We start from the raw sequence: 18,538 nt of genomic DNA on the forward strand, positions 1-18,538 counted from the left end.
TTGATCAACTACCCGGGCGCACCCCCGGGCGGATCAGGTGGGTCAGCCGACCATCTGGTCGGAGGGTGGGGTGAACTGGCGGGTGGGCTGGCCCTTCAGGGAGTCCCGCAGGGTCTGCGCCACCGCGTTCACCGGGATCTGCGACTGGCCGTCACCCACCGCGTTGAACGGATTGTCCGGGTCGGCGATGAAGCTCGCCGCCGCCAGCTCCGGCGTGTAGCCGACGAACCACGCCGACCGGGTGCTGTCCGTCGTACCCGTCTTGCCGGCGACCGGGCGGCCCACGGTGCCCCGCACGCTGTCGGCTGTCGACCAGCCGCCGCAGCTCCCCTTGGCCGGGGTGTCGCCGGTCGGGCAGCGCGCCGCGTCCGTGGCGGCGCGGGCCGCGTCGGCGTTCACCACCTGCCGGCACCGCGGCTTGGCGACCTCCCGCTGCACCCCGCCCGCCGTCGTGTACGTGGCCGGCGTGCCGTCCCGGTTCATGATCGCGTTGACCGGGATGGCCTCGCAGTAGCGCCCGTCGGCGGCGATGGCGGCGTACGCGTTCGCCATCTCCAGCGGGGTGGCGTCGGAGACGCCGAGCGTGAACGCGCCCCACTTCTTCGCCTTGCCCGGCGACGCCTGCTCCTTGTCCACGTCGGTACGCCAGCGCAGCCCCAGTTGCTCGGCCAGGCGCACCCCGGCGTCCGCGCCGATCTTCTCCTCCAGTTGGACGAAGTACGTGTTCACCGACTTGCCGAACCCGGACCACATGGTCTGCCGGCCGGTCATCGCGCCGCTGGCGTTGGACGGGGCCCACCCGTCGTAGACGGCCGACTTGTACGTGTGCGGCGAGTCGTACGCGGTGGACAGCGGCATCCCGGCGTTCAGCGCGGCGAGCATCGGGAACATCTTGAACGTCGAACCGGCCTGGTAGCCCGGTAGCGTCCCGCCGCCGAGCAGCGGCGCCACGGTGTTCGGGTAGTTCGCCTTGACCTTCGGGCCGGCCTCCGGGTTCGAGCTGTTCGGGTTCTCGGCCAGGTCGAGCGAGTAGTTCCGGTTCACCGCCATCGCCTTGATCCGTCCGGTGCCGGGTTCGGCGACCACGATGCCGTTGGCGAACGGGCTGCCGGTGTTGTCCTTGGCGCCGACGTTCTTCTCCGCCGCCGCCTGGGTCTTCGGGTCGACGGCGAGCACGATCCGGTAGCCGCCGCGGCGCAGCTTGTCCATCCGTTCCAGCCGGTTCTCGCCGAACGCGGGCTGCGAGCTCCACCAGTTCTTCAGGTAGTCGCAGTAGAAGCCCCAGCTGCGGTGGCCGCCGTCGATCGCGGCGCAGTCGTTGGGCGGGGTGGTCAGCTTCAGCTTGATCGGCTGACCCTTGGCCGCGGCGGCGGCATCGGGCGACAGGTAACCGAGGCGGGCCATGTTGTCCAGCACGTAGTTGCGCCGGCCGGTGGCGTCCTTCTGGTCCGAGGTGATCGGGTCGTACTCCGACGGCGACTTCACCAGCCCGGCCAGCGTGGCCGCCTCGACCGGGGTGAGCGTGGCCGGGGTCTTGGAGAAGAAGATCTGCGAGGCGGCGTAGATCCCGTACGCGCGGTGACCGAAGTAGGCCGAGTTGAGGTAGCGCTCCAGGATCTGCTCCTTGCTCAGGTGCTTCTCGATGTCCAGCGCCATGCGCATCTCCTTGACCTTGCGCAGGCTGGTCTGCTGGGTCGCCTCCTGGACCTCCTTGGGCGTGGTCGCGCTGTCCCGCAGCGCCATCCGCACGTACTGCATGGTGATCGTCGAGGCGCCCTGGGAGACGCCGCCGGATCGGGCGTTGGACACGAAAGCACGCGCCACGCCCTTCGGGTCGACGCCGTGGTGCTGGTAGAAGCGGTTGTCCTCGGCGGCGACGATCGCCTGCTGGATGTTCGGCGACATGTTCTCGATCTTGGTGTACTGCCGGTACTCCTCGTAGAACATCGTCAGCACGGTCTTGCCGTCCGGCGCGTAGACGTACGAGGTCTCGGCCGGCAGCGCGGTCTTGAGGATGCTCGTCTTCTGTTCGATCGCGTGCGCGGTGGCCTTGGCCCCGATGCCGGTTACGGCGACCAGTGGATACAGGGCGGCGGCGACCACGATGCCGGCGATCAGCCCGGCGCGGAGAAGGGGAACGAGACGGCCAGCGGAAGCAAGGGGACGACTGCTCACGGGGTCAAGCTATGACATTTCCGATTCGAAAATGAGAAGAACTCATAAACCGGCGGACCGTGACGCGACCCACGCCGGGATGCGCTGTCCCGGGCGGCGGCTACCCGGCAGGATCGCGGACATGCCCGCAGCACCGACCGGGAGCGCCGCCGCGCTCGACGAGCCCGACCTGGGCCACCACGGGGACGCCGAGGCCACTCCCGGCCTGGTGGACCTGGCGGTGAACGTGCGCCGCGCCCCGATGCCGGACTGGCTGGCCGACCCGATCACCGCGGCGCTGGGCGACCTGGCCGCGTATCCGGACCCGGCCCCGGCCCGCGCCGCCGTCGCTCACCGGCACGGGCGACCCCCGGAGGAGGTACTCCTCACCGCCGGCGCCGCCGAGGGTTTCGTCCTGATCGCCCGCGCGCTGTCCGGCGTCCGCCACCCCGTTGTGGTGCACCCGCAGTTCACCGAGCCGGAGGCCGCGCTGCGGGCCGCCGGGCACCGGGTCGACCGGGTGCTGCTCGACCCGGCCGACGGCTTCCGCCTGGACCCGGCCCGCGTCCCCGGCGACGCCGACCTGGTCATGATCGGCAACCCCACGAACCCGACCTCGGTCCTGCACCCGGCGGACACCATCGCCGCGCTGGCCCGTCCCGGCCGGGTGCTCGTGGTCGACGAGGCGTTCGCCGACACCACAGCCGCGCCCGGCGTCGACGGCGAGCCCGAGTCGCTCGCCGCCCGCCGCGACCTCCCCGGCCTCGTGGTGGTCCGCAGCCTCACCAAGACCTGGGGCCTGGCCGGGCTGCGGATCGGCTACCTGCTCGGCGACGCCGCGCTGCTGGCCCGGTTCGCCGCCGCGCAGCCGCTCTGGGCGGTCTCCACCCCGGCGCTCGCCGCCGCCACCGCCTGCGCCGCGCCGGCCGCCGTCGCCGCCGAACGCGCCATCGCCGCCGAACTCGCCGCCGACCGCGACCACCTGGTGGCCCGCCTGTCCGGCCTGCCGGGGGTACGCGTGGCGGGCCGCCCGGCCGCCGCCTTCGTCCTGATCCACGTGGTCGGCGCCGCCGACGTACGCGAGCGGCTGCGCGCCCACGGCTGGGCGGTACGCCGGGGCGACACGTTCCCCGGGCTCGGCCCGGACTGGCTCCGGATCGCCGTACGCGACCGGCGCACCACCGACGCGTTCATCGAGACGCTGGCACGGATCCTGGAGGCATGATGCTGGAGTCCACAGTCGCGGCGATCCGGCCGCTGGACGAGGCCGCCATGGCGGCGGCCCGCGAGTTGCAGGGGCGGCTGACCAAGCCCGCCGGCTCGCTCGGCGCCCTGGAGCCGCTCTCGGTACGCCTCGCCGGGCTGGCCGGCGCCTGCCCACCGCCACTGCCCGAACCGGCCGCGGTGGCGATCTTCGCCGGTGACCACGGCGTGCACGCCCAGGGCGTGACCCCGTGGCCGCAGGAGGTCACCGCCCAGATGATCGCCAACTTCCTGGCCGGCGGCGCGGTGGTCAACGCGTTCGCCCGCCAGGCCGGTGCCTCGATCACAGTGGTGGACGTCGGCGTGGCCACCCCGATCCCCGGTGCCGACGAGCCCGGTGACCCGGCCGGGCCGCGCCTGGTGGCCACGAACGTACGGCCCGGTACCCGCGACATGACGGTCACCGCGGCGCTGACCCGGGACGAGGCCCGCTCGGCCGTCGAGACCGGCATCCGGGTCGCCGGCGAACTGATCGACGCCGGGGCGGGCATCCTGCTCACCGGCGACATGGGCATCGGCAACACCACCCCGTCCGCCACGCTCATCGCCGCGTTCTCCGGCGTGGACGCCGAGGCGGCCACCGGCCGGGGCACCGGGGTCGACGACGAGACGTACGCCCGCAAGGTGGCTGTGGTGCGGGCCGCGCTGGCCCGGCACGAGCCCGACCCGGCCGACCCGCTGGGCGTGCTGGCGACCGTCGGCGGGCTGGAGCACGCCGCGCTGACCGGCCTGATCCTCGGCGCCGCCGCGCGCCGGGTGCCGGTGCTGCTCGACGGCGTGATCGCGGTGAGCGCCGCGCTCGCCGCCGCCGCGTTCGCGCCGGACGCCGTGGGCGCCATGGTCGCCGGGCACCGCAGCGCCGAGCCGGGCGCCACGGCGGCGCTGCGGCACCTCGGCCTGGAACCGCTGATCGACCTGGGGCTGCGGCTCGGCGAGGGCACCGGAGCGCTGCTCGCCCTGCCGGTGGTCACCGGCGCGGTCCGGGTGCTGCACGAGGTGGCGACGTTCGACTCCGCCGGGGTGGCGGAGAAGTGACCGGGCCGACGCCGCCGAGCCCGTACCCGCTGGGGTTGCGGCTGGGCGGGCGGCGCGTGGTCGTCGTCGGCGGGGGAGCGGTCGCGACCCGGCGGGTGCCCGCGCTGCTCGACGCCGGCGCGGACGTGCTGCTGGTGTCGCCCGAGCTGACCCCGGCGCTGCGCGCGCACGTCGACGCCGGGCGGCTGCACTGGGAGCCGCGCCGGTTCGTCCCCGGCGACCTGGACGGTGCGTGGCTGGTCCAGGTGGCGGTCGACGACCGGGCCGCCGCCGCTGCGGTCAGCGCCGCCGCGGCCGAGCGGCGGATCTTCTGCGTACGCGCCGACGACCGGACGGCGGCGAGCGCGTGGACCCCGGCGGTGACCCGGCACGGACCGGTCACAGTGGCGGTCCTCGGCGGCGGCGACCCCCGCCGAGCGATGGCGACCCGCGACGCCATCCGCGCCCTGCTCGGAAGGAAGGGCCCCCTCTTAACGCCTGCGGTAGAGGAAGGGCCCCCTCTTAACACCGGAGGGCGCGTCGCACTTGTCGGATCCGGACCGGGCGACCCGGAGCTGATCACCGTGAAGGGGTGGCGGCTGCTCACCGAGGCCGAGGTGGTCGTCGCCGACCGGCTCGTGCCCGGCCTGCTCCTGGACGAGTTGCGCCCGGACGTCGAGCTGGTCGACGCCTCCAAGATCCCGTACGGGCCGTCCCGTGCCCAGGAGGAGATCAACCGGATCCTGGTGGACCGGGCGCGGGCCGGCAAGGTGGTGGTACGGCTCAAGGGCGGCGACCCGTACGTCTTCGGCCGTGGGGGCGAGGAGTTGCTGGCCTGCGCCGAGGCGGGCGTGCCGGTGACTGTGGTGCCCGGCGTGACGAGCGCGATCGCGGTGCCGGAGGTGGCCGGGGTGCCGGTGACCCACCGGGGCGTGGCGCACGAGTTCACAGTGGTCTCCGGGCACCTCGCGCCCGACGCGCCCGCGTCGCTGGTGCGCTGGGACGCCCTGGCCGGGCTGCGGGGCACGCTCGTGATCCTGATGGGCCTGAAGAACCTCGCCGCGATCGGTGCCACCCTGATCGCGCACGGCAAGCCGGCTGACACTCCCGCCGCGGTGATCCAGGAGGGCACCACAGCCGCCCAGCGGATGCTGCGCTCCACGCTGGGCCGGGTCGCCGCCGACGTCGAGGCCGCCGCGCTGCGCCCACCCGCGATCGTGGTGCTCGGCGACGTGGTCCACGCCCTGACCCCGCCCGCCGCCCCCTGATAGCGCCGATCTTGCACTTGGTGCCCGCTCGGTGCCCGTTATAGCCCCTTCGCCGGGGCAGCAAGTGCAAGATCGCCGGGCTGGAGGCGGGGCTGGGGCTGGGGCTGGGGTGGGACGGGGACGGCGGCGGGGACCTTGGGGTCCTCGCCGCCGTCTTGTGCTTCGGTCAGGTCACTGCTTGAGCATGTTGTCCAGCAGCAGGGCGCAGCGGATCAGGCCGAGGTGGCTGTACGCCTGCGGGTGGTTGCCCAGCCCGCGCTCGGCCAGCGGGTCGTACTGCTCCGGCAGCAGCCCGGTCGGCCCGGCCGTGTCGACCATCTGGGTGAACAGCTCCTCGGCATCGCTGCGGCGACCGGTGCGCAGGTACGCCTCGATCAGCCACGACGTGCAGATGTGGAAGCCGCCCTCCCGGCCGGGCAGGCCGTCGTCCCAGTGGTACCGGTAGACGACCGGACCGCTGCGCAACTCCGCCTCGATCTTGAGCACGGTGGAGAGGAAGCGCGGGTCGTCGCCGGCGAGCAGCCCGGAGATGCCGATCCACAGTGACGAGGCGTCCATCTCCTCGTACCCGTAGGCGACGCTGTACGCCTCGGCCTCCGGGTGCCAGCCGTGCTCCAGCACGTTCGAGGCGATCCGGTCGCGCAGCTCGACCCACTCGGGCCGGTCCTCGCCGCCGTGGCGGCGTACGACGTGCAGCGCGCGGTCCACCGTCATCCAGAGCATGACCTTGGAGAAGACGTGGTGCCGCGGGGGGAGGCGGGCCTCCCAGATGCCGTGGTCGGGCTCGTGCCAGCGGCGGCGTACCGCCTCGACCATGTTCTCCAGCACTCGCCACTCGTCGTCGCGGATCGAGCCACGGGCGTCGGCCACCGCCGCGATCAGGTCCGCGACCGGGCCGAAGACGTCGAGCTGGAGCTGGTGGTTGGCGAGGTTGCCGACGCGTACCGGCCGGGAGCCGGCGTAGCCGGGCAGCGTGTCGATGACCGCCTCGGCGCCCAGTTCGAAGCCGTCCACCGTGTAGAGCGGGTGCAGCCGCTCCGGGTGCCCGCCGGTGCGCTCGACCACGCCGTCGATCCAGCGCAGCAGCCCTTCGGCCTCCTCGGTCGAGCCGAGGTCGACCAGCGCGCGGGCGGTCATCGCGGCGTCCCGCAGCCAGCAGTAGCGGTAGTCCCAGTTGCGGACACCGCCCAGTTCCTCCGGCAGCGACGTGGTGGCCGCGGCGAGGATCGAGCCGGTCGGTTCGTGGCAGAGGCCGCGCAGCGTCAGCGCGCTGCGGGCGACCAGGTCCCGGGCGGTCGCGGGCAGCCGCAGCGAGGCCACCCAGTCCTTCCAGGGCTGCTCCGCGGCGGCCTGCCGCTCGTGCAGCGGCAGCCGGTGCGGTTCCAGGCTCTGCGTGCCGAAGCGCAGCTCCAGCACCACCTGGCCACCGGCGGCGGACAGGTCGACCACCGCCTTCGCGGTCTCGTAGCCGGCGTCGTTGGTGACCTCCCACTCGACGCCGGGGGAGTGCAGCGCGACCGGCTCGTTGGAGCCGAGCACCAGCAGGCCGTCGTCGAGCGGCTGGAGCTGCACCGCCACCTGCCCGAACTCGGGGCGCGGCGCGAACTCGACCCGGGCCCGCCCGGTGCCGCTGAGCACCCGGACCAGTGTCGAGTCGCCGCTGACCACTGCGGGGTCGTCCGGCGTGGTCTCCCGTACCGGCAGGTCGAGCCAGTCGGTCACGGTCAGGCCGGACCAGCGGGTCTCGACCGTCATCGTGTTGCTGCGGTAGCGCTGGCCCAGCGGGATGCCGCCCCGCTCCGGGCCGACCGTGAAATGCCCGGCCGGGCTGCCGCCGACCAGGTCGGCGAAGATCGCCGCCGAGTCCGGCTTCGGGTGGCACAGCCAGGTGATCTTGGCTTCCGGTGTGACGAGCGCGACGGTACGGCCGTTGGCGAGCATCGAGTGCCGCTCGATCGGCACCGCCCGCTCGCCGAACAGCCAGTGCCGCCGCGTCTCCAGCAGCAGCCCGAGCGCCCGGGCCGCCTCGATCGGCTCGGCCACCCGGTAGTCGGCCCGGGTCTCCCCGGGACCGATCTTGATGCCGACGTCCGGCCCGGTCAGGTTGCCGAAGGCGTTCTCGTCGGTGACGTCGTCGCCGATGAACAGCACCGCGCTCGCGGCGAGCTGGGTGCGGAGCTGGTCGACGGCGGTGCCCTTGTTGGTGACGACCACCGACAGCTCGATGACCTCCTTGCCCTGGGTGACTGTCACGCCCTCCCAGGTCGCGGGGCCGTTGCGGACCGCCTCGACGGCCCGGGCGGCGATGTGCGGGTCCACACCGCGGGTGTGCACTGCGACGCTGGCCGGCTTGCGTTCCAGGCGGATGCCCGGGTGCTCGGCGGCGATCTCGCGCAGCGCCTCGCGGAGCCGGTGCCGGACCGCGATCAGCTCGGGGGTGAGCCGCTCGACGAAGCCGATGTCGAACTCCGAGCCGTGGCTGCCGACGAGGTGCACCTCGCTGGGCAGCCGCGAGAGCGTGGCCAGGTCGCGCAGCGCCCGGCCGGAGACGACGGCGACGCTCGTCTGCGGCAGCGCGGCGAGCGCGCGTACGGCCGCCACCGACTCGGGCAGCGGCACTGCCTTGCTGGGGTCCTCGACGATCGGCGCCAGCGTGCCGTCGTAGTCGCAGGCGACCAGGAGTTGCGGAACCCGGGCGATACGGCCGATGGCGGCACGCAGTTCGGGATCCAGCACGCCGCCGTGGGCGGCGGCGGGGGCGGGCGAGGTCACGCAGCCTCCGTATCGGGGACGCCGAGCTCGCTGAGGAACGACTTGGCCCAGTGGCCCACGTCGTGGCTGCGCAGATGGCGCTGCATGACGCGCATCCGGCGGCGGGCTTCGGGCTTTTCGACATGCACGGCCCGCAGCAACGCGTCCTTCACCGCGTCCGGGTCGTGCGGATTACACAGGAACGCCTGGCGCAGCTCTGTCGCGGCGCCGGCGAACTCACTGAGCACGAGCGCGCCGCCCTGGTCGGCGCGCGATGCGACGTACTCCTTGGCCACCAGATTCATTCCGTCTCGCAGCGGGGTCACCATCATCACGTCGGCCGCGACGTACATCGCGGCCAGTTCGGAGCGACTGTACGACTGATGCAGATAATGCACTGCAGGCACGCCGACCCGGCCGAATTCACCATTGATCCGGCCAACCTCGCGTTCCACCTTCACCCGAAGTGCCTGGTAGTGCTCCACGCGCTCGCGGCTGGGCGTGGCGACCTGCACCATAACCGCGTCCGGAACTGTCAACTTTCCGTCAGCGAGGAGTTCTCGGAAGGCCTTCAGCCGGAGTTCGATGCCCTTGGTGTAGTCGAGCCGGTCGACGCCCAGGATGATCGTCTTCGGGTTGCCCAGCTCCTCGCGGATCTGCTTGGCCCGGGCCTGGATCGCGGGGTCCTCGGCCAGCCGCTCCATCTCCTTGGTGTCGATCGAGATGGGGAACGCGCCGGCCTTCACCTGCCGGCCGTCGACCTGGATCATCTGGCCCTCGTAGCGCAGGCCGAGCAGGTGCCGGGCCAGCCGGACGAAGTTCTGCGCCGCCAGGCGCTGCTGGAAGCCGACCAGGTCCGCGCCGAGCAGTCCACGGAGGATCTCGGTGCGGAACGGCATCTGCATGAACAGCTCGATCGGCGGGAACGGGATGTGCAGGAAGAAGCCGATCCGCAGGTCCGGCCGCAGCTCGCGGAGCATCGCCGGCACGAGCTGGAGCTGGTAGTCCTGGACCCAGACCGTCGCGCCCTCGGCGGCCACGTCCGCCGCGGCCTCCGCGAACCGGGCGTTCACCAGCCGGTACGCCTCGCGCCAGCGCCGCTTGTAGGCGGGCGTCTCCACCGCGTCGTGGTAGAGCGGCCAGATCGTCGCGTTCGACTGGCCCTCGTAGTAGCGCTCCAGCTCCTCGGCGCTCAACGGCACCGGGTGCAGCCGGATGCCCTCCAGGTCGAACGGCTCGGGCGCGGCGCCGGTGCCGCCGGCCCACCCCACCCAGGTGCCCTGGTGCTCGGCCAGCACCGGGTGCAGCGCGGTCACCAGCCCGCCGGGGCTGCGCCGCCACTGCCGCCCCTCGGGTGTGCTCACCTCGTCGACCGGCAGACGGTTGGCCACTACGACAAAGGAGCTACGGACGGTCACGATCGGCCACCTCCGGGTACTGACGGGTCCACCGCGATGAGCGTACTGAGCGTAGCTGCGGCGTCTGATCCCCCGTGCCGGAGTTACCTACCCGTCCCAGAACCGCCGAACCCAACGCGTGATCTTGTCGACACCCGGGCCCGCAGTTCGGCTCTTCCCGGTCGTACCGGAGACGTCCACGAGTGCTACCGGCGTCGGCGACGAGGCTCGCCGCCGTACCCCTGGGGTGGGGTGATGTGGGCGTGGCGGTCCGTACCTGTCAGGATTGACGGCGGCGTGCGCGCGGCCGGCTCCCGGCCGGCGGCGGCAGGCGGAGATCGACGCCCGCGCCCCGCACCCGACAAGCCCGCGATCGCAACCGACGGAGGTAGCCCGCACCGTGGCCCAGTTCATCTACGTCCTGGACAAGGCGCGCAAGGCGCACGGCGACAAGGTCGTGCTCGACAACGTGACGCTGAACTTCCTGCCGGGTGTCAAGATCGGGGTGGTCGGTCCGAACGGCGCCGGTAAGTCCAGCCTCCTCAAGATCATGGCAGGGCTGGACCGGCCGAGCAACGGCGAGGCCCGGCTCATGCCCGGCTACTCCGTCGGCATGCTCGCGCAGGAGCCGCCGCTCAACGAGGAGAAGACGGTCCTCGGCAACGTCGAGGAGGCGGTCGCCGAGACCAAGGCCAAGCTGGAGCGGTTCAACGCCATCGCCGAGCAGATGGCCACCGACTACTCCGACGAGCTGATGGAGGAGATGGGCAAGCTCCAGGAGGAGCTGGACGCCGCCGACGCGTGGGACATCGACTCCAAGCTCGAACTGGCCATGGACGCGCTGCGCTGCCCGCCGCCGGACGCCGACGTCACCCAGCTCTCCGGTGGTGAGCGCCGCCGGGTGGCGCTGTGCAAGCTGCTGCTGGAGGCGCCGGACCTGCTGCTGCTCGACGAGCCCACCAACCACCTGGACGCGGAGAGCGTGCAGTGGCTGGAGCAGCACCTGGCGAAGTACGCCGGCACCGTCCTGGCGATCACCCACGACCGGTACTTCCTGGACAACGTGGCCAACTGGATCCTGGAGCTGGACCGCGGCCGGGCCTACCCGTACGAGGGCAACTACTCCACCTACCTGGAGAAGAAGGCCGCCCGGCTCTCCGTCGAGGGACGCCGCGACGCCAAGATGAAGAAGCGGCTGTCCGAGGAACTGGAGTGGGTCCGCTCGAACGCCAAGGCGCGGCAGACCAAGTCCAAGGCCCGCCTGGACCGCTACGACGAGATGGCCGCCGAGGCGGAGAAGACCCGGAAGCTGGACTTCGAGGAGATCCAGATCCCGCCGGGCCCGCGTCTGGGCAACACGGTCATCGAGGCGCAGAACCTCACCAAGGCGTTCGGTGACCGGGTGCTGATCGACGACCTGTCGTTCTCGCTGCCCCGCAACGGCATCGTCGGCATCATCGGCCCGAACGGCGTCGGCAAGACCACGCTGTTCAAGACCATCGTCGGGCTGGAGCAGCCGACCGGCGGCTCGGTCCGGGTCGGCGAGACCGTCTCGCTGTCGTACGTCGACCAGAACCGGCAGGGCCTGGACGGCGACAAGACCGTCTGGGAGGTCGTCTCCGACGGGCTGGACCACCTCATGGTGGGCAAGGTCGAGATGCCGTCCCGGGCGTACATCGCCGCGTTCGGCTTCAAGGGGCCGGACCAGCAGAAGCCGACCAAGGTGCTCTCCGGCGGCGAGCGCAACCGGCTCAACCTGGCGCTGACGCTCAAGATCGGCGGCAACGTGATCCTGCTCGACGAGCCGACGAACGACCTGGACGTGGAGACGCTGTCCAGCCTGGAGAACGCGCTGCTGGAGTTCCCCGGCTGCGCCGTGGTCATCTCCCACGACCGGATGTTCCTGGACCGGGTCGCCACGCACATCCTGGCCTGGGAGGGCGACGACCAGAACCCGGCCAAGTGGTTCTGGTTCGAGGGCAACTTCGAGGCGTACGAGAAGAACAAGGTCGACCGGCTCGGCGCCGAGGCGGCCCGTCCGCACCGGGTGACCTACCGCAAGCTCACCCGCGACTGACCGGGGCCGACCCTTGTCTGACCGGTTCGTCTACCACTGCACGCTGCGCTGGTCCGACCTGGACGCGTACGGCCACGTCAACAACGCCCGCTTCCTCACGCTCTACGAGGAGGCCCGGGTGGCGATGATGTTCGCCGGCGGCCGGGCGTGGGGAGTGGGCTCGTTCGCCGACGGTGTGGTCATCCGCCGGCACGAGGTCGACTACCTGCGCCCGGTCGACTACGCGCTCGGCCGGGCCAGCGCGGAGGCCGCCCCGACGGTACGGATCGAGCTGTGGGTGGACCAGATCAGGGCCGCCTCCTTCTCGGTCGCGTACGAGCTGTACGACGGCGACACGCTGGCCGGCACCGCCCGGTCGCTGCTGGTGCCGTTCGACCTGACGGCGCAGCGCCCGCGCCGGATCTCGCCGGAGGAGCGGGCGTTCCTGCTCCGCTACGCGCCGGGGCTGAGCGGATGACCGGGCACGGGTTGACCGGGACGGCCGACGCCGGGGCCTTCCTGGCCCGGCTGGTCCGGTTCGACCCGGCCACGCTGGTCCGGCTGCGGCCGGTGCCCGGGGCGGGCCGTACCGCCCTCTGGGCGCGTCTGCCGTGGGGGGTGCTCGTGGTCCGAACCGTGCCCGGCGCCGCTCCCGGGGACGTCACGGTCGCCGCGGGGGAACTGCTGGCCGAACTCTCCGCCGGGGGCGCCGCGCTTCCGGTACGCCGGGACGACGGCTGGCGGTGGCAGCTCCCACCGGCCGCGAGCCGGGCGGTGGAGGCGCTGCCCGGCGCCGAACTGCTCCGGATCGCGGAGGCGGCGGCCGGGACGCTGCGCGAGGCGGCCACGCACGGCGTGGCGGGCCGCGCGGTCGGGCAGCGGGTGCTGCGGGACGCGCTGCTGGACCACGTCGCCGTGGTGGTGACCCCGGACGAGGCGCCTCGCACACCCGTGGAGGTGTCGCAGCGGCTGGTGCAGGCCCTGGTTCGGATGGGTTTCCTCGGCGCGGGCGCGGACGACGTTCAGGTGCGTACGGCTGGTCGATGGGTCGGACTCGTCGGACCGTTCGGGGCGGCCTGGTCGCGTACCGTCGCCGATCTTGCACTCAGGCCGACGGTAGGTCATCCGAACGGATGACCCCGCTTCGTCCTTCCGGTTTGGGGCGGTCGTTGGGGGGATGCCTCACGCCGTCTGTCCGGGTACCGTCCATCCTCGGATCCAACGCACCGTAGGCGTCCGGATCCGCTGGGGAGTGAGGTGCGCGAGCGATGCCGTGGTGGTCATGGCGCCCTGGTCCCGCCGCTGGCGGGGAGCCGGAGACTCGAAGCGGGACCACAGTGGATGACACCATCCGGGTCGGCCCACCGACCCCTCGCCAGCCGGGGGACGACGTGGCGCCACCTGAGCGGCCGGTCCTCGCGGACATGCCGGCCACCGTCGCGCCGGTCACCCTGAGCCGGGTCTGCGACGCGCTCGACCTGCTCGACGTCCGCTATCTGGCCGACGGCGACGGCAACCTGCTGGCCATGTGGGAGCGGCACGCCGTGCTCGTCGCGCTGGAGGGCCCGGACGACGAGATCCTGGTGATGCGGGCCCGCCCGCACGCGACGGTCCCGCCGGACTGGGCCGACCGGGCCTACCGCGTCGTGAACGAGTGGAACCACACCCGGCGCTTCTGCAAGGCGTACATCGGCGACCCGACCGAGCGCGGTCAGCTTCCGATCTACGCCGAGTTGCAGGTCCCGCTCGGCGCCGGCGCCCACGACGCGCTGCTCGTCGAGATGCTCGACTGCGGTGCCGCGGTCGCCGTCACGTTCGTCGACTGGCTGCACGACGAGGGCGCCCTGCTCTGAGCCGGGCTCAGCCCGCGGCCGGGTCCTCCATCACGTTCACCATGAAGTAGGCGGCCCGCTCCAGGTAGTCCCAGAGCGCGGCGGCGAGCTGCGGCGGCAGGTCGAGCGTGTCCACCGCCCGGCGCATGTGGTGCAGCCAGGCGTCCCGCTCGGCCGCGCCGATCCGGAACGGGGCGTGCCGCATCCGCAGCCGCGGGTGGCCGCGCTGCTCGGAGTAGGTGTGCGGTCCGCCCCAGTACTGGATGAGGAACAGGGTCAGCCGGTCCGCCGCCGGGCCCAGGTCCTCCTCCGGGTACATCGGCCGCAGCAGCGGGTCGTCGGCCACACCGGCGTAGAACTCGTCCACCAGCTTGCGGAAGGCCGGTTCACCGCCGATCGCCTCGAAGAGGGTCATCGACTCGCCTGGGGAAGTCACGCTTCCATCCTGCCAGGTGCGGCCCGGCACCCGCGCCCGCCCGCCGGGCGGCGCGGATCACGTCACCGCGTGCCGGTGTCGCCCGTGCTCGCGGTTCCGGTCACCGGACGCGGGGCCGGGCGCGTGCGCGTGCGCCGGCCCGCCGCCGGCCGCCGACTCGGCGCGGGCGGCCGCGACGGCCTCGTGGATCACCTGTGGCCGGGGCCAGGCGAGCGCCGCGACCGTCATGATCAGCACACCGGCGGCGCTCCAGACGCCGACCACCGACGGGACCGAGAACCGCTCCGCGAGCGCGCCCGTGACCAGCACCGCGGCACCCTGGATGATCTGCGTGCCGCTGGCCATGACGCCGAACGCCCGGGCCCGGAAGCCGTCCGGCAGCGCCTGTACGAACAGGCCGTTGGCGACCGGGACGAGCCCGGCGACGGCGAAACCGCACCCCCCGGCCAGCAGCGCCACCACCGTCGGCGGCGGGTTGAACAACGCGGGTACGAGTGTCGCCGGCGCGATGATCATCAACGGTCGCATCAGCGTCAGCCGCCGCTCCGGGCCGACGAGCCGGCTGATGGTCAGCCCGCCGAGGATGTAGCCGACCGGGACGGCGGCCATGATCAGCCCCTGCGCGGTGCCGGCGTCCATCCGGCCGTCGGTCCGGTCGGCGGCCCAGCCCGCTGCCAGTCCCTCGGGGACGATCGAGAAGAGCATCGCGCTGAACACCAGCACCGCGATGGCGCGCAGCACCGGCCGCTCGAAGACGATCCGGAAGCCCTGGACGGTCTCCCGCAGCAGGTGGCTGCGGTGCACCTCGGCCATCGCCGGTGGCCGCTCGCGGACGCCGAAGCGGACCAGCGCGGCCGAGACGGCGAAGGTCACGGCGTTGACGAGCAGCGCGGTGTTCGGGTTGAGCGCCGCCACCGTGGCGCCGATCAGGTAACCGACGACCTGGGCTGCCTGGCCGGCGCTGGTGAACGCGGCCAGGCCCACGACCAGCCGGTCGCCGGTCAGGAGATGCGGCATCAGCGCCGACCGCGCCGCCTGGCTCGGCGGGTTCGCGAGCGTGGCCAGGAAGATCAGCGCGAAGATCGACCAGGTCGGCATCCAGGGCATCGCGACCAGCGCCATCAGCGCCATCCGGAGGAGGTCGCAGACGACCATGACCCGGCGGTAGTTGTGCCGCTCGGCGAGCGCGGAGAGCAGCGGGCCGCCGACCAGCCAGGGAAGGTAGCTGGCGGCGAACGCGGCGGCGGAGAGCGCGACCGAATCGGTCTCGCGCAGCACGAGCACCGTGACCGCGGCGCGGGCCAGGTAGTCGCCCACCCAGGAGAGGGTGTTGGCGGCGAAGATGGCGCGGAACTCCGACTGACCGAAGACGTCCCGGAAGGTGGCCGGGGCCTCCCGGGCGGGTCGCGCGTCGGACACCGTCGCCTCCATCGTTCCTGGTCGACCACTTGTGATGGCCCGACCGGGAACCGTCGTCAGATCAACCGATCAGCGAGGACACGAGCACGCCCCCCGGTGGAGCGTGTGCACCGGATTCTGCCCGATCGTCTGACAACTGGCTAGGGCGAACGGATTGATCGTCGCATCTCCGACTGAACGAACGGACGATACCCGAGGGGCCGCGCGGTGCGGAACCCCGGAAATCGTCCGGCTCGTCCGGCGACTCAGGTGGGTCCGCCGGTGCCCGTACCCTCGGCGGCGGGCGGCGCCGGTGGCTGGACCGGCAGGCCCGGGAACAGCCGTGCGGCCGCGATCTGCGCGACGATGCCGGAGTTCTCCAGCGCCTCCGCGAGGCGGCGGCGCAGCTCGCGGCCGACCGCGAACTGCCCGTCCGCGGTGGTCTTGACGACGGTACGGATCACCGCGCCGTCGACTGTCATCTGCTCGACGCCGAGGACCTCCGGCTCCTCCACGATGCTCGGCGCCAGCTCCGGGTCCAGCGCCACCGACGCCGCCGCGGTACGCAGCACGGCGGTGGCCTCCTCGGTGCCGGCGAACCCGATCGGCAGGTCGACCACGACGAGCGCCCAGCCCTGGCTCTTGTTCCCGACGCGGACGATCTCGCCGTTGCGGATGTACCAGAGCACGCCGCGGCCGTCCCGGACCGTGGTGACCCGCAGCCCCACCGCCTCGACCACGCCTGTGGCCTCGCCCAGGTCGACCGTGTCGCCGACGCCGTACTGGTCCTCGATCAGCATGAACAGGCCGGCGATCAGGTCCTTGACCAGGCTCTGCGCGCCGAAGCCGAGCGCCACGCCGGCGATGCCCGCGCTCGCCAGCAGCGGGGCCAGGTCGAAGCTGAACTCCTTGAGCACCATCAGCAGCGCGATGCCGAAGACGAACGCGGTGACCATGCTGCGCAGCACCGACCCGATCGCCTCGGCCCGCTGCCGCCGCCGCTCCGGCACGAACTGGTCCGGGTCGAGCGAGGCGCTGGGGATCCGCTCGCGCAGCGGGCGGAGCATGGTCGGCACCGCGCCGTCGGTGGTGGTCCGCACCAGCCGGTTGATGGTCCGGTGCAGCGCCCACCGGGCGGCCACCGCGAGCAGCAGGATCAGCGCCACCCGCAGCGGCTTGAACAGGATCCAGTAGCTGCTCTCGGCGAACCAGGCGGAGTTCGTCACTCGGTACACCCACTCGCATGAGCTGCTGCCCTGGCAGTCCGGCTTCCGGTCGGAGACGGCGGCCAGCACGGCGGAGATCAGGTCGGAGACGTTCACTCTGCTTTCGTACCGCACGCCTGGCGGGCGGCGGACACCGCCACCTCGGCGAAGTGTCGCTACCCGGGGGGTAGCCCCGGATTAGTACGTGCAATCCGGGGCGCGATCAGGGACTATTGGCGCAACGGACGTCGGTGATCCGGCCGGCGTCGGAGCCGTCCCGCGCTGTCCGCGGGGCGGTTCCGGCGCAGACGAGGCGGGAGCGACTGGACCGGGAGGGTGAGCGCGATGCCTGACATACGACCCACGGCGGGCTCCGGTGCACTCGTTCTCAACGCCACCTACGAGCCCCTGTGCGTCGTGTCGGTGCGTCGTGCCGCGATCCTCGTCCTCTCCGCCAAGGCGGTCTGCGTCGCCGACGGCGAGGGCATCCTGCACAGCGCGCGCAACGCGTTACCGGTGCCCTCGGTGGTGCGCCTGACCCGCTACGTCCGGGTGCCGTACCGCACCCACGTCGGGTTGTCCCGGCGGGCCGTGTTCGCCCGCGACGGATGGCGGTGCGCGTACTGCCGGGGGCCGGCCGAGACCATCGACCACGTCTTCCCGCGCAGCCGGGGCGGCCGGCACGCCTGGGAGAACGTGGTCGCCGCGTGCGCGCGGTGCAACCACACCAAAGGCGACAAGACGCCCGCCGAGCTGGGCTGGCGGCTGCACCACCTGCCGGCCGCGCCCAAAGGAGCCGCGTGGCGGGTGCTCGGGCACCGCGCCCCCGACCCGCGCTGGGCGGACTGGCTCGACCTGCGCGAACCCGAGCCCGAGGCGGCCTGACCGGCCCGCTCAGCGCGCCTTGACCAGCGCGGCGTAGACGACCAGGTTGTCCGCGTACCCGGTCTCGCCGCCCACCCAGCGCCCGCCGCACGTGATCAGCCGCAGGTTGGGCCGGCTGAAGTCGCCGTAGACGTCCTCCACCGGCAGCTTCTCCTTGCCGTACCGCTCGATCGAGGTCACCTCGAACACCGCCACCGACCGGTCCTCGCGGGTCACCTCGATCCGGTCGCCGTCGTCCAGCTCCTTCAGCCCGTGGAAGACGGCCGGACCGGTGGTGGTGTCGACGTGCCCGACGAGCACGGCCGGTCCGTACTGGCCGGGGGTGGGGCCCTGGTCGTACCAGCCGACCTCGCCTGCGCGCTCCACGTCCGGCACCGCGATGCTGCCGTCCGGCGCGATGCCGACCCGGTGCACCGGCGCGCGCAGGTTCAGCTTGCCGATGCTCAGGTCCGTCGGCGGGCTGGCCGGCAGCACCGGGAACTTCTTCGGCGGCGGGCGCAGGCCGGCGACGATCCGGTCCGGCAGCACGCTGACCCCGGTCACCCGTTCCACGCCGAGCATGGCCACGATCAGCGCCATCACGCTCGCCACCACGAGCACCGGGACGCCGGGGCTGCGGCTCGGGGCGTACCGGCGGGTGGTGGTCCGTCCGGCGCGGGCCTCGACCGGCCGGGACTGCGGGTCGGCGGTGGCGACGCTGGCCGAGAACGCGTGCCCGGCGACGTGGGCGAACCGGCGCGCGGCCCGGGACGTCAGCCGCAGCGCGGCCCGGAGCCGGCCGGCGCGCTCCGGCGACCGGCGGCCGGGACGGGCGGCGGCGCGGCGGGTGCGGTCCGCCGCCGGGCCGGTACGGTCCCGGCGGCGTGATGAGCGGGCCAT

15 protein-coding genes are annotated in these 18,538 nt (G+C 72.8%); 8 read left to right on the forward strand and 7 right to left on the reverse strand.

What is annotated here, in order from left to right; genetic code table 11:
* Positions 1–42: 42 nt before the first annotated feature.
* Positions 43–2,175 carry a transglycosylase domain-containing protein gene (locus BFV98_RS25440; protein ID WP_013288084.1) on the reverse strand — a complete coding sequence of 711 codons (2,133 nt, stop codon included), beginning with the start codon at positions 2,173–2,175 and terminating at the stop codon, positions 43–45.
* 121 nt (positions 2,176–2,296) lie between these two features.
* On the opposite strand from BFV98_RS25440, the gene cobC reads away from it, so the two are divergent.
* The 3 genes from cobC to cobA are packed head-to-tail and all read left to right on the forward strand — an operon-like array spanning position 2,297 to position 5,699.
* Complete coding sequence (gene cobC, locus BFV98_RS25445; protein ID WP_071098012.1) at positions 2,297–3,379, forward strand: Rv2231c family pyridoxal phosphate-dependent protein CobC; 1,083 nt, start codon at positions 2,297–2,299, stop codon at positions 3,377–3,379.
* On the forward strand, positions 3,379–4,452 hold the full coding sequence (gene cobT / locus BFV98_RS25450) for a nicotinate-nucleotide--dimethylbenzimidazole phosphoribosyltransferase (RefSeq protein WP_071098995.1): 1,074 nt from the start codon (positions 3,379–3,381) through the stop codon (positions 4,450–4,452). Before cobC ends, cobT begins: the two co-directional genes overlap by 1 nt.
* A complete protein-coding gene (gene cobA / locus BFV98_RS25455) occupies positions 4,449–5,699 on the forward strand; it encodes a uroporphyrinogen-III C-methyltransferase (protein WP_013475462.1) in 1,251 nt (416 codons plus the stop codon). The genes cobT and cobA overlap by 4 nt, the downstream gene beginning before the upstream one ends.
* Positions 5,700–5,870: 171 nt before the next feature.
* Here cobA and otsB read toward each other — a convergent pair whose 3' ends face one another.
* Complete coding sequence (gene otsB / locus BFV98_RS25460) at positions 5,871–8,471, reverse strand: trehalose-phosphatase (protein WP_071098014.1); 2,601 nt, start codon at positions 8,469–8,471, stop codon at positions 5,871–5,873.
* Entirely contained in the window at positions 8,468–9,868 is a 1,401-nt protein-coding gene (locus BFV98_RS25465) for a trehalose-6-phosphate synthase (RefSeq protein WP_013288079.1), read from the reverse strand. Before BFV98_RS25465 ends, otsB begins: the two co-directional genes overlap by 4 nt.
* 379 nt (positions 9,869–10,247) lie before the next feature.
* On the opposite strand from BFV98_RS25465, the gene ettA reads away from it, so the two are divergent.
* The 4 genes from ettA (at position 10,248) to BFV98_RS25485 (ending at position 13,756) form a co-directional block, all read left to right on the forward strand.
* On the forward strand, positions 10,248–11,924 hold the full coding sequence (gene ettA / locus BFV98_RS25470) for an energy-dependent translational throttle protein EttA (RefSeq protein ID WP_013288078.1): 1,677 nt from the start codon (positions 10,248–10,250) through the stop codon (positions 11,922–11,924).
* Between the two features lie 13 nt (positions 11,925–11,937).
* Positions 11,938–12,381 (forward strand): thioesterase family protein, encoded by a 444-nt coding sequence (locus BFV98_RS25475; protein ID WP_071098016.1) that lies wholly within the window; start codon positions 11,938–11,940, stop codon positions 12,379–12,381.
* A complete protein-coding gene (locus tag BFV98_RS25480) occupies positions 12,378–13,040 on the forward strand; it encodes a hypothetical protein (protein ID WP_013288076.1) in 663 nt (220 codons plus the stop codon). The genes BFV98_RS25475 and BFV98_RS25480 overlap by 4 nt, the downstream gene beginning before the upstream one ends.
* 131 nt (positions 13,041–13,171) lie before the next feature.
* A complete protein-coding gene (locus BFV98_RS25485; RefSeq protein WP_013288075.1) occupies positions 13,172–13,756 on the forward strand; it encodes a YbjN domain-containing protein in 585 nt (194 codons plus the stop codon).
* A 7-nt stretch (positions 13,757–13,763) separates the two neighbouring features.
* Here the strand turns inward: BFV98_RS25485 and BFV98_RS25490 are convergent, their stop codons facing one another.
* From BFV98_RS25490 to BFV98_RS25500, 3 genes are all read right to left on the reverse strand, one after another.
* Positions 13,764–14,150, reverse strand: coding sequence for a globin (locus BFV98_RS25490; protein ID WP_174361815.1), 387 nt, complete (start codon positions 14,148–14,150; stop codon positions 13,764–13,766).
* Between the two features lie 78 nt (positions 14,151–14,228).
* On the reverse strand, positions 14,229–15,602 hold the full coding sequence (locus tag BFV98_RS25495) for an MFS transporter (RefSeq protein WP_030273289.1): 1,374 nt from the start codon (positions 15,600–15,602) through the stop codon (positions 14,229–14,231).
* A 233-nt stretch (positions 15,603–15,835) separates the two neighbouring features.
* Positions 15,836–16,891, reverse strand: a complete 1,056-nt coding sequence (locus BFV98_RS25500) for a mechanosensitive ion channel domain-containing protein (protein ID WP_030273292.1) — start codon at positions 16,889–16,891, stop codon at positions 15,836–15,838.
* 228 nt (positions 16,892–17,119) lie between these two features.
* On the opposite strand from BFV98_RS25500, the gene BFV98_RS25505 reads away from it, so the two are divergent.
* A complete protein-coding gene (locus BFV98_RS25505) occupies positions 17,120–17,659 on the forward strand; it encodes an HNH endonuclease (protein ID WP_013288071.1) in 540 nt (179 codons plus the stop codon).
* A 9-nt stretch (positions 17,660–17,668) separates the two neighbouring features.
* Here the strand turns inward: BFV98_RS25505 and BFV98_RS25510 are convergent, their stop codons facing one another.
* Positions 17,669–18,538: a class F sortase gene (locus BFV98_RS25510; protein WP_013288070.1), complete on the reverse strand. Its 870-nt coding sequence runs from the start codon at positions 18,536–18,538 to the stop codon at positions 17,669–17,671.

It is taken from the genome of Micromonospora sp. WMMB235 (assembly GCF_001855515.1).
In the GTDB taxonomy this organism is placed as follows: domain Bacteria; phylum Actinomycetota; class Actinomycetes; order Mycobacteriales; family Micromonosporaceae; genus Micromonospora; species Micromonospora aurantiaca.